General features: G+C 57.1%; 14 protein-coding genes and 1 tRNA gene. 1 reads left to right on the top strand and 14 read right to left on the bottom strand.

Annotation, left to right across the window (positions count from 1 at the left end):
* Window positions 1-6: 6 nt before the first annotated feature.
* The 5 genes from F1529_RS09605 to F1529_RS09585 all read right to left on the bottom strand — a co-directional run bounded on the left by F1529_RS09605 (window position 7) and on the right by F1529_RS09585 (window position 5,302).
* Window positions 7-594 carry an ANTAR domain-containing response regulator gene (locus tag F1529_RS09605; protein WP_007151333.1) on the bottom strand — a complete coding sequence of 196 codons (588 nt, stop codon included), beginning with the start codon at window positions 592-594 and terminating at the stop codon, window positions 7-9.
* Between the two features lie 180 nt (window positions 595-774).
* A complete protein-coding gene (locus F1529_RS09600; protein WP_230457752.1) occupies window positions 775-1,953 on the bottom strand; it encodes an alginate export family protein in 1,179 nt (392 codons plus the stop codon).
* A 127-nt stretch (window positions 1,954-2,080) separates the two neighbouring features.
* Window positions 2,081-2,920 carry an ABC transporter ATP-binding protein gene (locus F1529_RS09595; RefSeq protein WP_007150047.1) on the bottom strand — a complete coding sequence of 280 codons (840 nt, stop codon included), beginning with the start codon at window positions 2,918-2,920 and terminating at the stop codon, window positions 2,081-2,083.
* A gap of 23 nt (window positions 2,921-2,943) precedes the next feature.
* Window positions 2,944-3,945, bottom strand: a complete 1,002-nt coding sequence (locus F1529_RS09590; protein WP_007148397.1) for an ABC transporter permease — start codon at window positions 3,943-3,945, stop codon at window positions 2,944-2,946.
* Window positions 3,946-3,973: 28 nt separating this feature from the next.
* On the bottom strand, window positions 3,974-5,302 hold the full coding sequence (locus tag F1529_RS09585) for a CmpA/NrtA family ABC transporter substrate-binding protein (RefSeq protein WP_230457897.1): 1,329 nt from the start codon (window positions 5,300-5,302) through the stop codon (window positions 3,974-3,976).
* A gap of 613 nt (window positions 5,303-5,915) precedes the next feature.
* Between F1529_RS09585 and F1529_RS09580 the strand changes: the two genes are divergently transcribed.
* Window positions 5,916-7,070 carry a YbfB/YjiJ family MFS transporter gene (locus F1529_RS09580; protein ID WP_370456998.1) on the top strand — a complete coding sequence of 385 codons (1,155 nt, stop codon included), beginning with the start codon at window positions 5,916-5,918 and terminating at the stop codon, window positions 7,068-7,070.
* A gap of 96 nt (window positions 7,071-7,166) precedes the next feature.
* Here F1529_RS09580 and F1529_RS09575 read toward each other — a convergent pair whose 3' ends face one another.
* The 9 genes from F1529_RS09575 to F1529_RS09535 all read right to left on the bottom strand — a co-directional run bounded on the left by F1529_RS09575 (window position 7,167) and on the right by F1529_RS09535 (window position 14,688).
* Window positions 7,167-7,802, bottom strand: coding sequence for a hypothetical protein (locus F1529_RS09575; RefSeq protein ID WP_155134141.1), 636 nt, complete (start codon window positions 7,800-7,802; stop codon window positions 7,167-7,169).
* Between the two features lie 174 nt (window positions 7,803-7,976).
* The gene (locus tag F1529_RS09570) at window positions 7,977-8,276 is read right to left on the bottom strand and encodes a hypothetical protein (protein WP_155134138.1); all 300 of its coding nucleotides are present in this window, start codon (window positions 8,274-8,276) and stop codon (window positions 7,977-7,979) included.
* A 359-nt stretch (window positions 8,277-8,635) separates the two neighbouring features.
* Window positions 8,636-9,634: a DUF5924 family protein gene (locus tag F1529_RS09565; RefSeq protein ID WP_155134135.1), complete on the bottom strand. Its 999-nt coding sequence runs from the start codon at window positions 9,632-9,634 to the stop codon at window positions 8,636-8,638.
* A 292-nt stretch (window positions 9,635-9,926) separates the two neighbouring features.
* Window positions 9,927-11,225, bottom strand: a complete 1,299-nt coding sequence (locus tag F1529_RS09560; RefSeq protein ID WP_155134132.1) for a sodium ion-translocating decarboxylase subunit beta — start codon at window positions 11,223-11,225, stop codon at window positions 9,927-9,929.
* Entirely contained in the window at window positions 11,218-13,017 is a 1,800-nt protein-coding gene (oadA, locus tag F1529_RS09555) for a sodium-extruding oxaloacetate decarboxylase subunit alpha (RefSeq protein WP_155134129.1), read from the bottom strand. Before oadA ends, F1529_RS09560 begins: the two co-directional genes overlap by 8 nt.
* A 15-nt stretch (window positions 13,018-13,032) precedes the next feature.
* Window positions 13,033-13,272, bottom strand: coding sequence for an OadG family transporter subunit (locus tag F1529_RS09550; RefSeq protein WP_039926986.1), 240 nt, complete (start codon window positions 13,270-13,272; stop codon window positions 13,033-13,035).
* 408 nt (window positions 13,273-13,680) lie between these two features.
* Window positions 13,681-13,757: transfer RNA gene (locus F1529_RS09545), tRNA-Arg, on the bottom strand.
* 90 nt (window positions 13,758-13,847) lie between these two features.
* Complete coding sequence (bfr, locus tag F1529_RS09540; RefSeq protein WP_063519670.1) at window positions 13,848-14,327, bottom strand: bacterioferritin; 480 nt, start codon at window positions 14,325-14,327, stop codon at window positions 13,848-13,850.
* A gap of 124 nt (window positions 14,328-14,451) precedes the next feature.
* Entirely contained in the window at window positions 14,452-14,688 is a 237-nt protein-coding gene (locus tag F1529_RS09535) for a bacterioferritin-associated ferredoxin (protein ID WP_082872398.1), read from the bottom strand.
* Window positions 14,689-14,861: the final 173 nt, after the last annotated feature.

Raw genomic sequence — 14,861 nt, 5'->3', positions numbered from 1 at the left:
CGTTCTTCACCCTTGCGCCTTGAGCATTTCGGCATAATCCAGCACCGACCGGGCCACCTGAATCAACGGCTGCCCGCTGTTCATGGCCTGGCGACGCAGGGTGCTGTAGGCATCCTGTTCATTGAGCCGGCGACGCTGCATCAGCAACCCTTTCGCACGCTCAATGATTTTCCGCTCAGCCAGGGCCTCACGGGTTTCTTCCAGCTCTTCACGCAACGCCTGGTATTCCCGGAAACGGGCCGTCGCCACGCGCATGACACCGCGCACCCGGGTCAGGTCGGTTTCTCCAGCCACGTAGGCGCTGACGCCCGCGCGCAGCGCCGCCACCACCAGCTCTTCGTCGTCCTGGTTGCAGAACATGACCATGGGCCGCGGGATATCCCGCTGCACCAGGGCCATGCTTTCCAGGGTGTCCCGATCAGGCGCATCCATGTCGACAATCACCACATCCGGATTACTGCTGCGCACCTTCTCCGCCAAACCGGCGGCGCTGGTCAGGCGGCACAGGATCTCGTGGCCCTCATCAATGAGGGCCCGCTCGAGAATCGCGGCACGGGGTGGCTGGTCATCTACCAGCATGATTTTCAGAGCCATCTTATTTTCGGAACCATCATGTCAGGCGCGTCCGGAATCGTTGTCGTTACGGGTTGTTTTGCAACGGTTGTGCCAGTCATCACATCCCTAACCTGATGATTTTCAATGTATTTAGTTTTCCTCTAATCCAGCACCGAAAAAGTGCACCAAGGCGACGCACCTTCCGGCACCAAAATGTGATCAGAATTTAATCTCACCCCAGGCCCAGTACTTGCTGGTGTCATCCTTGAAGTCGTCGGCGCTGTACTGCGCATACTTCAGACCAACCACATAGTGCTTACCGATGGGGCGAGCCATCAGCAGGTCGGTTTCCGTGCCGTAATCCGTGCTGCCTTCATTGGACTGGAAGTCGTGGTAGACCGCCGCCAGCTTGAACCCGGCCAGCTTGCCGCCCACGGTCACGAAGGTGTCCTCCAGGCCATCAGCCGGCGTGGCCAGGAACTGGTCCGCCCACCCGTTGAAGGCATGCTTGGTCGCCAATGGTGTCTGGAAAGCCACCAGGCCGTCATCTGAACCAAGCACTTCCTGTGCCACTTTTACCGTTACTCCGGCCACCTCTGCGCCCAGCTCGGCAAAGTAATAGTCAGTATCACCGGCTTCCACTTCCTGCTGGGCCCCTTCCAGCGTGAGCAACAGCTTTACCGCATCCAGATCGAAAGCACCGGCATAACGCACACCGTAGGTATCGTTCTGCGAGTCGGTTACGTTATCGGTTTCCAGCAAGTAGGCGTACGCGGTTAGCGAGCCACCCGGCATGCCCTCCCAGCTGGCATTGAAAAGATTGTTGGTCACATTGGCATCAAACCCCGGCGTAATGCCGCTCACCTGGGTCAGATGGGCCGCAGAGACACTGAAATCACTGATGCCGTAATCAATCCGCGCACCATCAAAGGTCTGTTCATCCTGGCGCCAGCCCACGTTCCCCACAAAACGGGCGTTGTCGTAGATGATCCGCTGGCGACCGTAAGTCGCCACCAGGCCTTCCAGGGCATGGCTACCGGTATAACGAATAGCGGCGCGGTTCAGTTCAGTGACTTCCGGATCTGCAATGACCGGGTAACCGGCCTGCTGCGGCGCATAGTTGTCCACCTGGCCCACGATGCGGGTATCTTCAAACTCCCCCATCACATCAAAGCCGTGAAGCTTGCCACTCTGGTAACCCAAACGGGTACGCAGGGTTAGCGCCTGGCCGTCTTCGGTAAAGGCATCACTGTCCACGTCTTCATAACGCAGGCGCATGTTCAGCAGCGGTGTGCCGTCTTTCAGTGCGGTAATAAAGGCATCGTCTTCCGCGTTGGCTGTCCCCGTAAAGCCCAGCGTGGACAGAAGGACACCGGCAGCAATGGCAGAATATTTCATCATCGTTTCCTCAACACTTCCCAAAATTAAAAAAGTTAACGTCGTAAATTCAGGGCGCACCTTCCCTGTTCCCGCTTTTCGGTGCGCGAAAAAGCGGAAGGGTTAATCCAGGTTTTATGCGTTTAAATCAGGCCCGCTTGCGGTTCGCTTCAGCTTTAGTGCTGTCACGCTTTGGCAGCGGCTCCACCTTGCGCTGTTTCTCATACAGGAACTGAAGCACCTGCTGACGACAACGAACAAAGGTGGGGTCATCCGCCAGGGCCAGGCGGTCCCGTGGACGTGGGACCTTCACATCCAGAATCTCGCCGATGGTGGCGGAGGGACCATTGGTCATCATCACAATGCGGTCTGACAGCAGTACGGCCTCATCCACATCGTGGGTAATCATGATCACCGTGGTGCCCAGTTGGGCATGGATCTCCATCAGGGAATCTTGCAGGTGAGCGCGGGTCAGCGCGTCGAGAGCACCGAAAGGCTCATCCATCAGCAGCACCTGGGGCTGCATGGCCAGCGCGCGAGCAATACCAACACGCTGTTTCATGCCACCGGAAATTTCATCCGGTTTCTTGTGCATGGCGTGCGCCATGTGCACCAGCTCCAGGTTATGCTCCACCCAGTCACGAATTTCCGCTTTGCTCTTGGTCTTCTTGAAGACCTGTTTGACCGCCAGCTCCACATTTTCGAACGAGGTCAGCCAGGGCAGCAGCGAATGGTTCTGAAACACCACGGCACGTTCCGGACCTGGCTCGGTCACCTCATGCTTGTCGAGAATGACCCCACCATCGGTGGCCTGAAGCAGGCCCGCCACGATATTGAGCACGGTAGATTTACCGCATCCAGAGTGACCGATCAGAGAGACGAATTCGCCGGACTCAATTTTCAGATTCACATCTTTCAGCGCTTCGAACTGGCCTTTTGGCGTATCGAATTTCATGCCGACATTGGAGAGTTCCAGTAATGCTTTCATGTTTTTTCTCCTCACCTGATGGCTTAACGCTGTACCGAAGATTTATCCCACACCAGAGCGCGCTGCAGCATGAGCATCAGGCGATCCAGCAGGAAACCGATCAGACCAATCACGATCACCGCCACCATGATCCGGCCCAAAGACTGGGAGCTGCCGTTCTGGAATTCATCCCAGACGAATTTCCCAAGCCCCGGGTTCTGCGCCAACATTTCGGCGGCGATCAGCACCATCCAGGCAATCCCCAGACTCAGGCGCAGGCCGGTGAACATCATCGGCAGCGCGGAAGGCAGTACGATCTTGCGCACATGGCTCAGCGCGTTAAGACGTAGCACCTTGGAGACATTGGTCAGATCCTGGCTCACCGACGTCACACCCACCGCCGTGTTCATCAGCGTTGGCCACAGACAGCACAGCGTCACGGTGAACATGGAGGTGAGGAAGGACTTGGCCACCAGCGGATCATCAGTCACGTACACCGCACTCACCACCATGGTCACCAGTGGCAACCAGGCCAGCGGCGACACCGGCTTGAACAACTGAATCAGCGGGTTCATGGCCGCATGGGCCGTGTTGCTCAGGCCGATAAAAATGCCCAACGGAATCGCAATCACAGAGGCCAGCAGGAAACCGCTCATTACCGTGATCAGGCTGGTGCCGATCTGATCAAAGAAGGTCGGAGCCCCAGTGTAGTCCCGGTGGACCGGCTCCCACTCCGGCTGCTGCTGCAGCCGCGAGGCGATGTATTTTTCCTGGCGTTCATGAAACGCCGCTTCCTTGGCTCGAGACGCCTGATGCTCATCCACCAGCGAACCGGCCTGCTCCCAGACATCGGCTGGCCCCGGGAACTGCCCCAGCGAGGTATCAATCCGCTGGGCCGCCAGTTGCCATAGCAACAGGAAGGCGGCAATGCCCATCACCGGCCAGATCAACTGTCGCAGCAGTGCCTGCCACTGCTCACCGGTCATCTTGCCGGTGGCCAGGGCGCGGTAAGGTTCCATCCAGGTCGGGAATGTCAGGGTCACCATGATTGCTTCTCCTCAGGGGAGCGCGCCCTTAAAGCGCGTCACCCTCTTTCAGGCCAATCGGGAATTTCTTCAGGTATTCGTTAGGCTTGCGACCGTCGTAGGTGATGTTGTCGATAAAGCCTTTCTGCGGCGGCTTGAAGCCATCTTCAGTGGCAAAGTCGGGGAACTGGTCAGCCGGGATCTTGCCTTCAGCGATCAGGGCTTTGGCCGCCTGGGCATAGATGTCCGGGCGATACACGTTCTTGGCCACATCCATGTACCAGCTGTCCGGCTTGGTATCGCTGATCTGGCCCCAACGGCGCATCTGGGTTAGATACCAGATAGCATCGGAGTAGAACGGGTAAGTGGCGTTGTAACGGAAGAACACGTTGAAATCCGGAACCTCACGCACATCACCTTTTTCGTACTCGAACGTGCCAGTCATGGAGTTGGCGATCACGTCATAGTCCGCACCCACATAGTTTGGCTGGGACAGAATTTTCACCGCTTCCGGGCGGTTGGCGTTGTCGTTCTCATCCAGCCACTTGGCCGCACGGATCATCGCCTTCACCACACGAATGTGGGTGTTGGGATACTTGTCGGCCCAGCCCTTGCTCACACCGAATACTTTTTCCGGGTTGTTTCTCCAGATTTCGTAGTCGGTAATCACCGGCACACCAATATCCTTGAACACCGCTTGCTGGTTCCAGGGCTCACCCACGCAGTAACCGTAGATGGTGCCGGCTTCCAGGGTCGCGGGCATTTGCGGCGGCGGCGTTACCGACAGCAGCACGTCAGCTTGCAGCTGGCCGCTGGTGTCGCCTTTGTGCGGCGCGTAGTAGCCCGGGTTCAGGCCACCGGCGGCCAGCCAGTAACGCAGCTCGTAGTTGTGGGTGGACACCGGGAACACCATGCCCATGTTGAAAGGCTTGCCTTCCGCCTTGTACTTCTCCACCACCGGCTTCAAGGCGTCCGCCTTGATGGGATGTACCGGCTTGCCGTTTTCCTCGGGAATATGCTTTTTCATTTCTTCCCACACCGCATTGGAAACAGTGATGCCGTTACCGTTCAGGTCCATGCTGAACGCGGTAATGATGTGGGCTTCGGTACCATAGCCAATGGTGGCCCCCAGCGGCTGACCGGCGAGCATGTGCGCGCCATCCAGCTGACCGTCGATGACCCGGTCCAGCAGGACTTTCCAGTTGGCCTGGGCTTCCAGGGTCACAAACAGGCCTTCTTCCTCGAAGTAGCCTTTCTCGTAAGCGATGGCCAGCGGAGCCATGTCGGTGAGTTTGATAAAGCCGAACTTGAGATCCGCCTTCTCCGGCCAGCCCAGCGCATCATCCGCCACGGAGGTAGCCGACAGGCCCAACGTCATCGCGGCCAACACGCCACAAAAGGTTTTTTTGAAACCGTTCATCATCCTTCCCTCGTCTGCCCGTTTTTTTCAGGCATAAAAAAGCGCTCAAAGCCCCCCGCCTTCGTTGGCCGGGTCCTCTGAGCGCCTTTGCTCGAATCTGCTCGTGGCCGCCGTTGACCACGAAGATGGTTGTCTGCACAGCATTGCCACTGTGCTTACCCTGTCATAACGCAAATGCTGTGCCAGTTTTTAAATGCCTTGGTTTTCATCGACTTAACGGTAAAGCTAACCACCACCCCAATTTCCCGCGCCCGTTTATTGCCCAGCCAGCACCGTTGTGAGTCAGCCCCGGCTCACCAAAATGCATCACCTCTTTACTGCAACAGTGCTTTCCGCCCACAAACCCCGCGCTTTGCACCGCCCTGGTGAAAAAACCACGCACTGCCTGGGAGCCTTTGCGACCAAAGCCGCATTTATCACTGGGGTGAATAATGAACATCATTCGAATGATGAAGCCGAAAACGCCACGGCCTGTTAGGCTGCGCGCTGGATTATCGGAGAGACCCGGCACGTCGCCCTATATTGGTTTTCCCGACTTCGCCTTCCCATTTGATTACCTGCGAGACACTGCGTGACGACCACCGAAAGAGATCACCTGCTCACTGCGATAGCCGGCGCCTTCAGTCTGGTTATTGCCCTGGGCATTGGCCGCTTCCTGTTCACCCCGGCCCTGCCCGACATGATTGCCGAGACAATGCTCACCGCTGTCAGTGGCGGTTACCTGGCGGCTATCAACTATGGGGGCTACCTGGCCGGTGCCATGCTCGCCATGGCGGTGCCCGCCCACCGGGCACGCACCGCGTTCTGGCTGGCACTGTGGGCAAGCATAATCACCAGCATCCTTATGGGCCTGAGCACCACCTTCACGCCCTGGGCCATTAACCGGTTTCTCGCGGGTGTGGCCAGCGCCATCATTATGGTCAACGGCTCAGCGCTGGTACTGGGCGCCATGCCCAATCACCTGCGTGCCCGGCTGGGCAATATTCACTATGCCGGCATCGGCCTTGGCATCAGCATCGCCGCCCTCACCGTTGCCTTTATTGAACGCCTGCACGGCAGCTACGCCACCATGTGGCTGGCCTGCGGCGCCCTGGCCCTGATCCTGCTGCCGCTGCTGCGCCGCATCCCTGCCCTGCCCCACGCCAAACACAGCCAGCACGAACGCGCGCCGGTGAACCGCTCGGCCCTGGGCTTTCTGATCGCCAGCTACACCCTGGCCGGCTTCGGCTACATCACCAGCACCACCTACCTGCCGGTGATCGCCAAAGCCCAACTGCCGGGCCTGGACAGCGCCGCCTTCTATACCTGGCTGGCCGTGGGCCTGGCCGCCGTGCCCGCCAACCTGCTGTGGGGCAAGCTCGCCAGCCATGCCGGCGAACGCAATGCCCTCATGGCCGCGCTGCTAGTACAGGCAGTGGGCGTCAGCGCCCCCGCCTGGCTACCGGGCCTCACCGGGCTGATCATCAGTGGCCTGCTGGTCGGCGCCACCTTTACCGCCGTGGTCGCCCTGAGCATGTACTGCGGCCGCCAACTCGCCCCCCACGCCGCCAGCGCCGCCCTGGGCGCGTTGACAGCCTGTTATGGGGTCGGGCAGATACTGGGGCCGGTGGTGACGGCGCGGTTGCTGGAAAGTAGCGGCAGTTTTGCACCCGGGTTGCTGGGGGCAGCAGCGGCGTTGATTGGCGCGGCGGTGCTGTTGGTGCCGCTGGGGAAGGTGCGGTTTTAGGGTTTGGTGCTGAGCCAAACCTGCAGAGGATAAAGCTTGAAGCGGTTAAAGAAAGCTGCCCAGCTCCCGGAGAACAACTGAGGAACCAACGTTTTGTTAAATTATTGGCCGAACGTTCCTAAAAGAGTTTTCAAACGTCGAAAGATAGCTTTCTAACTCGTGATTACGAAAGAACCCCTCAAGCGACCAGAGCAACATGCAACCACCCTCAACGTTAAGGCAAAGATGAGCATCCCGCCCTAACAGCTCCGAAAGTGCTCGGTTTGAAGCAATAAAGGATTCAGCCTGAAAATCGCCCCATAAATGGAGTTTTTTAGACTCATCAATTATCGATGACCCACGAAGTTCATACTTAGTTTCAAGGAGCCTCGCGGCCCTTAGCTTGAAGTCTGGAGCATGGAAAGCCGGCTTAAACAATAAGCATGATACATGTGACGGACCGGAATAGGCTCCTCTGCCAAATACGGAAAGAACATCCAAGAAATAAAGCACACCATTGTTAATATCTTTTCTTCTACTGCTACTCAGACATATTCCGCGAGACAAAAAATCAGAAATCATTTTCGCATCAAATGATGGAACCTCATTCTTTACCCTGCAGGGGAAATACCCAAGCTCACCGAGAATCCCATCTCTTGCTTTTCTAGATCTATACTTAAGAAACGCATACAGAAGAAAGACAGCAATAGACAAGAAAATGACTATAAATATCATTCCATTGAAATTATTCATCAAAAATCCCAAAACCAAGCATACGCACTAATTCATACCCATATTAGAGCGCCATCTCAAACGAGCCTCGCATTTTTCCCGATATCCCTGGCGGACAGATCTCTCACTTCCCGGACCAGCCTGCTGGAGACTCGAACAATAAGGGAAAAAAGAGGTCTGATTAACTCACGTTTCTTAAAAAGCAAACCATAGAGCAAAAAATCCCAGACCAATAATGACACCACCCACAGCCTGAAATCGTTCTGATTTTTTCCAATATATTCCGCTTACCAGTGCGCCCAGTCCAGACACTACGAATGCAGCAGATATTAAATATGCTTGCTTTCCTTCAAAATAACCCTTCGCACCAAGGTTAAGCTCTCCATTCCAAGCCCCCCAAATCCCTGTGAAAAGCAGACTCACAGCAAAGAAAAATAAAAAAATTGTTCCAATGTCTTCAAAACTTCTCTCTAACAAAAAACATAACGAGTGCAACGAAGATCACTCCTCTCATTTCACAGCCAAGCCCTGTGGGCTCGAAGAAGCGGCCTATTTCCTGACTTACCCCGATCCCCCCGTTCCGAAAACCACTCTATATCAACCGTTTAGCATTTTCTGTAAGCCATCTCCTACAAAGATATGGCTGGTTCTGTTGAGCACGACCTCACTTCAGAATGACGGTTGGGCTCATTGTTCTATAGATTGGGAGCAGGAGGAGCCGTATGAACCCACTGGCCCGATACCAGCGGCGGGAAGGCTGTGGGAAGTCCTGCTTGCATGACGAATTCCATGCCCCCTTCGTGATGCAAGCTTCATCTCCCACAAAGTCCTAAGGAATTTGACAAGGGGTGCATTCAGGGCGTGATGGTGAAACGCATGACACCGATGATCTGGTTATTCCCGGTGCGTACCTCTACCCGCCAGCGCCCCTCTGATGGCACAGGAATATGGCGCTTGTGAGACCAGGTGCGAAACCCGGATTCGCGGCCACCGAAGACCTTCAAGGGAATGCGGTCCACCTGTTCGCCATCACGAAACCAGTAGTGATAGACCTCCTGCCCCAACCCCAATGGCGCCTTGATGGCGGTGTAGGCATACAAGCCGCCTGCCACTTCGTCTGCACTGAACACTTCGCCGCTGACCAGCGGCTTGCGCTCGGCGCGGTTAAACGACAGGGCAACGGCACGTTCCTGCAGCGAGAGTGTCAGCGGTGGCACCAGCGGGGCCAGCCAGCGCGGGGACAACGCGATCAGGCACGAGACCAGAATCAGCCCGAGCCAGCGAAACCATTTTCGCGGCCCGCCAAATCGCCAGAAACTGGGTAACGCAAACAGGGCCGTGAGCCAGCCGGCCCAGGCCAGGGCAGAATCCGTGCCCCAGTGGAAAATCAGCGGCAACAGCACCAGCAACGCCACAAACAACGCCCAGGCGTGAAAACCGAAGAACAGCGCACGATGTCGGGCCAGCCAGAAATAAACCGGGTCAATAATGCTGATGGCCGCCGCACTGACTACCAGGGTGGTGAAGAAAATATATTCCGCGCCACCGGACCATTGCAGCAGCACGAACGGCAGACTGAAAAAGAACGCCTCCTGGTGCACCGCCTGCAACAACAGCTTGAGCATGCCCTGGGGCAGGCCATCAAAACGGGTGCCTATCACCTTGTTCTGCCAGATCCCTTCGGTGAGCAGCAATAGCCAGCTGAACACCAGCAGCCCGGTCAGCACTGCGGCCAGCCAGGGCTGTCGCTCCACCAGAAAATAACTGCTCAGGCCCAGCGAAAAGCTGATCAGCGCCCAGACATGGCGGACCTGATAGAGCTTGTCAGTGAGGGTTTGTAGCGTCAGCGGCAAGGTGTGGCTCCGTCGAGGGGGTTGCGTCTTCGACGTACTATAGCCCTGTGGGTTCCCGATGGCAGCGGAGGTTTCGGACAAAGCCCTCCCGCTGTAGGAGTTCCCTTCCAGGGGACGAACGAAAACCGCTCCGCATCTTTCCGTCTATTGCGATAATAGAAGGACAGACGAAAATCAGACTCAACCGATGATCCTTCGGATCCTTTTCGCGCTTCGCGCGGTTCGTCCCCTGGAAGGGAACTCCTACAGGGAGCGGAGGTGATGGCGTGGCGCGGAGGCCACGCGGGGAGGATCAGCCGGCGAAGTTGAGCAATACGCCGGCGGCCACGGCGGAGCCGATGACGCCGGCCACGTTGGGCCCCATGGCATGCATGAGCAGGAAGTTGTGGGGGTTGGCGTCCAGGCCGACCTTGTTGGCCACCCGTGCCGCCATGGGCACGGCGGACACACCGGCTGCGCCGATAATGGGGTTCACTGGGTGGCGACTGACGCGGTTGAGCAGCTTGGCCATCAACACGCCGGTGGCGGTGCCGATCATGAAGGCCACCAGCCCCAGGGCCAGAATGCCCAGGGTTTCCATGACCAGAAACTGTTCTGCACTGAGTTTCGCCCCCACGGCCAGCCCCAACATGATGGTCACCACATTGATCAGGGCATTGCTGGTGGTATCCACGAGCCGGTTCACCACCCCGGATTCCTTCATCAGGTTCCCCAGGCAGAACATGCCCAGCAGTGGCGCCGCATCGGGCAACACCAGCGCTACCAGAACCAGCAACAGGATCGGGAACAGAATTTTCTCTACCTGGCTCACCGGGCGGAGTTGCTCCATTTTGATCTGGCGCTCTTTTTGCGAGGTCAGCGCCCGAATGATCGGCGGCTGGATAATGGGCACCAGCGCCATGTAGGAATAGGCTGCCACCGCGATGGCTCCGAGCAGATGGGGCGCCAGCTTGGTGGTGACATAGATGGAGGTGGGACCGTCTGCGCCACCAATGATGCCGATGGCGGCGGCATCCGACAGGGAAAATTCCATGCCCAGAAAATTCAGCGCCAGCGCCCCGAGCAAGGCGGCAAAGATGCCAAATTGCGCCGCCGCGCCCAGCAACAGGGTGCGCGGGTTGGCCAGCAGCGGCCCAAAATCCGTCATCGCCCCCACACCCATGAAGATCAGCAGTGGGAAAATACCGGTGGTCAGGCCTACGGTATAAATCAAATAGAGAATACCGTCACCGTAATTGGCGTTTACTGCCAGATAATGCAGCTGGTCCTGCACCGCTGGCCCTGCCGCCTGCGCGGCCGTATAAAGCGCGTCACGCCCTGCCCCGGCCTCCATGCCCAGCACCTGTGCCATGGAGGCCAACAGGTCGACAGAGCCGAAATGCAGCGCCTGGCTGATGGCCGATTCCGCCAGCCCGGCCATGGGAATATTGGCCAGCAGGCCACCAAAGCCGATGGGCAACAACAGCAATGGCTCAAATTTTTTGTGGATGGCCAGCCACAGCAGGCCCAGACAGACCAGTAGCATGACCAGCTGGCCGCCGCTCATGTGAAACAGCCCGGTGCTGTGCCAGAGGGTTTGCAGCTTATCCATTGGCGGGCTCCACGCTGAGCAGGGTTTGCCCCACGGCCACGGCGTCGCCCTCTTTCACGGCAACCTCGCTGACCACGCCTGCGCTGGTGCTGGACACATCCGTTTCCATTTTCATGGCTTCCAGCACCATGATTTTCTGACCTTCGGTGACCTGATCGCCAGGCTTCACCAGTACCTGAAAAATATTCCCCGCCAGCGGCGCAGGCACCGGCACGCTGTTGGCCGGGTTACCTGGAGAGGGTGCGGATGGCGCAGGGGCAGAAGCATCACCCATCGCACGCAGGCCGGTTACATCACCGCCCTCGTTCACTTTCACCGTGTACTGCTGGCCGTCCACCTCAACGGTATAAACCCCGTCTGACTGGCTGCCGCCACTGGTGATTTCTTTGTGTTCGCCGGGCGCGGCTTCAAACGCCGAGGCATCGCCCCGGTTTTCCAGAAAACGTTGGCCGATTTGCGGGAACAGCGCATAGGTGAGTACGTCATCGGTCAACCGCTCCCCTTCCGCCAGCGCCATGCCCTTGTCTTTTGCCAGGGCCAGCACTTCATCACGGAGACTGTCCATCTCGTTATCGAGTAAATCACCCGGACGACAGGTCACCGGTTCATCGCCCTCCAGGGCGCGCTGCTGTAGCTCCGCGTTGTACGGTGCCGGTGCGGCGCCATATTCGCCACGGAGGATGCCGCGGGTTTCCTTGCTGAGCACTTTATAGCGTTCGCCGGAGAGCACATTCAGCACCGCCTGGGTACCGACGATTTGCGAGGTGGGCGTCACCAGTGGAATGAAACCCAGATCTTCACGGACGCCGGGAATTTCCTGTAGCACTTCATCAAACCGGTCCGCTGCGCCCTGCTCCTTGAGCTGACTTTCCATATTGGTGAGCATGCCGCCGGGCACCTGCGCCACCAGGATGCGCGCATCCACACCGCGCAAGCTGCCTTCGAAGGCGGCGTACTTCTTGCGAACCTCGCGAAAATAACCGGCGATACGATTCAGTTTTTTGATATCCAGCCCGGTGTCCCGATCCGTGCCTTCCAACATGGCGACTACGGATTCCGTTGGGCTATGACCATAGGTCATCGACATGGACGAGATGGCGGTGTCCACGTTGTCGATGCCCGCTTCTGCCGCTTTCAGGGCCGTGGCGGTGGACAACCCGGTGGTCGCGTGGGACTGCATGTGCACGGGAATATTGAGCGTAGCCTTAAGCCGTTTCACCAACTCGAAAGCCACCGCAGGCCGCAGCAGTCCGGCCATGTCCTTAATGGCAACAGAATGGGCCCCCATCTGTTCGATCACTTTGCCCTGCTCCACCCACATGTCCATGGTGTGCACCGGACTGACCGTGTACGCGATAGTGCCCTGGGCGTGCTTGCCCTGTTTCACCACAGCGGCGATGGCTCGCTCAATGTTGCGCATGTCGTTCATGGCATCAAACACACGGAACACATCCACGCCGTTTTCCGCTGCACGTTCCACAAAGGCATCCACCACGTCATCCGCGTAATGGCGATAGCCCAGCAGGTTCTGCCCCCGCAGCAACATTTGCTGCGGCGTTTTCGGCATGGCCTGCTTCAATTCGCGGATGCGTTGCCATGGGTCTTCGCCCAGATAACGGATACAGGCATCAAAGGTCGCGCCGCCCCAGGATTCCAGTGACCAGAAGCCAATGTCATCGAGTTCCGCGGCAATCGGCAACATGTCATCCAGACGCATGCGGGTGGCAAACAGGGACTGGTGGGCATCGCGTAGCACCACATCGGTAATGCCCAACGGTTTCAGGTCACTCATGGAATAATCCGGTATCTATGACAGAGAAGACTGGCGGTGCTGCTGCACCGCTTTTTCGATGGCTTTGATAATGGCCGGCGAAGGCATGTCCTGCGGGGGGGCTGAAGCAGGCTGCGGCGCCGGTTCCTCGCGGCCGAATTTCTGCACCAGCGTCGACATGGCTGTGGTCACGGCCACCAGCACAATCAGAAAAACAAACACGACACCCATGCCAACCAGCATGAGCTCGACACCCTGAGCCATCATAGCGTTCATGGAACACTCCTTTTGGTTCCAAAAGCGGATTCAGTCACCGCGTGCGAAAGCGAAGGCGCCGCCGTTTGGGCGGGCATCAAGGTGGCCTTGTGAGCCGGTATTGCTCTCGCGGGGTTAAGGGCAATGTAGACAGATTGTCGACAATCCGCAATGAGACATGCGAGGAACGGGTTGGTGGTTTTGATCAATTGACGGCGTGCAGGACAGATTTACCCAGACCGTGGAGTAAAAAATATCGCTATGGAATGAAGTGCAATACGGCGTCGGGAATACTGAGGGGGGTCGCTACATACTCGGACAGCGTTGAGCCAGCGAGGCCCGTAGCCTGTTGAACTCGGCATTAAGCGTGCAGCGGCCGCAGAGCGGCATAAAAAAAGGCCCCCGATTGGGAGCCTTCTTTTATTCGTATGGTGCACCGGGAGGGAGTCGAACCCCCGACCTACTGGTTCGTAGCCAGTTGCTCTATCCAGCTGAGCTACCGGTGCAAATCTCGTTGCTGTAACGCCGCGAGAGGCTGCGCATTATTCCGAAAGCCCCGCGGTGAGTCAAGCGTAGATCGGTTAAAAGTTCGGCAATCAGCTTTCTGCAGCAGCCATTTGTTTTTGCATGTAATTTTCCAGGCCGACTTTATCGATAAGACCGAGCTGAGTCTCCAGCCAATCGATGTGCTCTTCTTCGGATTCGAGGATATCCTTGAGCAGGTTACGGCTGATGTAATCCTGGATGGATTCGCAGTACGCAATCCCTTCACGCAGGTCTGGCACAGCCATCTGCTCCAGCTTGAGATCGCATTCCAGCATTTCCTTGGTGTTTTCACCAATCATCAGCTTGCCCAGATCCTGCAGGTTGGGAATGCCTTCCAGGAACAGAATGCGCTCGACCAGCATGTCCGCATGCTTCATCTCGTCGATGGATTCGTGATATTCCTTGGCATAGAGTGCCTGCAAGCCCCAATCCTGGTACATCTTGGCGTGGAGGAAGTACTGGTTAATGGCAACCAGCTCATTGCCGAGTGCACGGTTGAGGAACTCAATCGCTTTGGCGTCGCCTTTCATTGGGGGATCTCCGTCACATGAACTTGGGGTAACCCCTATTGTTCAGCAAGTGTGTGACAGAGACAAGGCAGGAGAGAAAAAAAGCGCTTCAAATACAAGCGCTTATGCAAATGAGAACGATTATTTATGCGGTTTGTGGCCAGAAAACAACCGCCTCACCGGCAGTAGAAGAGTTCGAGAAAGAGGTCGCCTCGTTTGCGCTACGGGTCTCACGCAAAATTTGGCGGGCGTGACGGGCACACTTACCACACTGACTTCCAACCCCAAGTTCCCGACGAAGATCACGCAGGCTGTCGCAGCCAGAATCGACCGCTTCCCGTATATGGTTGTCAGTAATGCCCTTACAAATGCATACGTACATAAGTCGCCTTTCCTCAATCTCTGGAAAGGATGCTAAACCTAACGCGAATCATTATCAACTACTTTGGGGAATCTATTCTCCAGGCCCTGATTTCGCGTTACCGAGGCCGTTCGGCCGATATGCAAAAAAATTAAATCGACTGGACTTTCCCCTTCTATCACTCAGCCAATCCC

Origin of the sequence: Alcanivorax sp. VBW004 (assembly GCF_009718865.1) — a bacterium.
Classification (GTDB): Bacteria; Pseudomonadota; Gammaproteobacteria; order Pseudomonadales; family Alcanivoracaceae; genus Alcanivorax.
This window is presented reverse-complemented; position numbering and strand designations above follow the sequence as displayed.

Bases quoted from the DNA above. Each gene is read 5' to 3' on its own strand.
- F1529_RS09590 (WP_007148397.1), bottom strand. From the start codon at position 3,945: ATGGTGACCCTGACATTCCCGACCTGGATGGAACCTTACCGCGCCCTG.
- F1529_RS09595 (WP_007150047.1), bottom strand. From the start codon at position 2,920: ATGAAAGCATTACTGGAACTCTCCAATGTCGGCATGAAATTCGATACG.
- F1529_RS09585 (WP_230457897.1), bottom strand. From the start codon at position 5,302: ATGACGTTGGGCCTGTCGGCTACCTCCGTGGCGGATGATGCGCTGGGC.
- oadA (WP_155134129.1), bottom strand. From the start codon at position 13,017: ATGAGTGACCTGAAACCGTTGGGCATTACCGATGTGGTGCTACGCGAT.
- F1529_RS09575 (WP_155134141.1), bottom strand. From the start codon at position 7,802: ATGAATAATTTCAATGGAATGATATTTATAGTCATTTTCTTGTCTATT.
- F1529_RS09600 (WP_230457752.1), bottom strand. From the start codon at position 1,953: ATGAAATATTCTGCCATTGCTGCCGGTGTCCTTCTGTCCACGCTGGGC.
- F1529_RS09550 (WP_039926986.1), bottom strand. From the start codon at position 13,272: ATGAACGCTATGATGGCTCAGGGTGTCGAGCTCATGCTGGTTGGCATG.
- F1529_RS09535 (WP_082872398.1), bottom strand. From the start codon at position 14,688: ATGTACGTATGCATTTGTAAGGGCATTACTGACAACCATATACGGGAA.
- F1529_RS09560 (WP_155134132.1), bottom strand. From the start codon at position 11,225: ATGGATAAGCTGCAAACCCTCTGGCACAGCACCGGGCTGTTTCACATG.
- F1529_RS09605 (WP_007151333.1), bottom strand. From the start codon at position 594: ATGGCTCTGAAAATCATGCTGGTAGATGACCAGCCACCCCGTGCCGCG.
- bfr (WP_063519670.1), bottom strand. From the start codon at position 14,327: ATGAAAGGCGACGCCAAAGCGATTGAGTTCCTCAACCGTGCACTCGGC.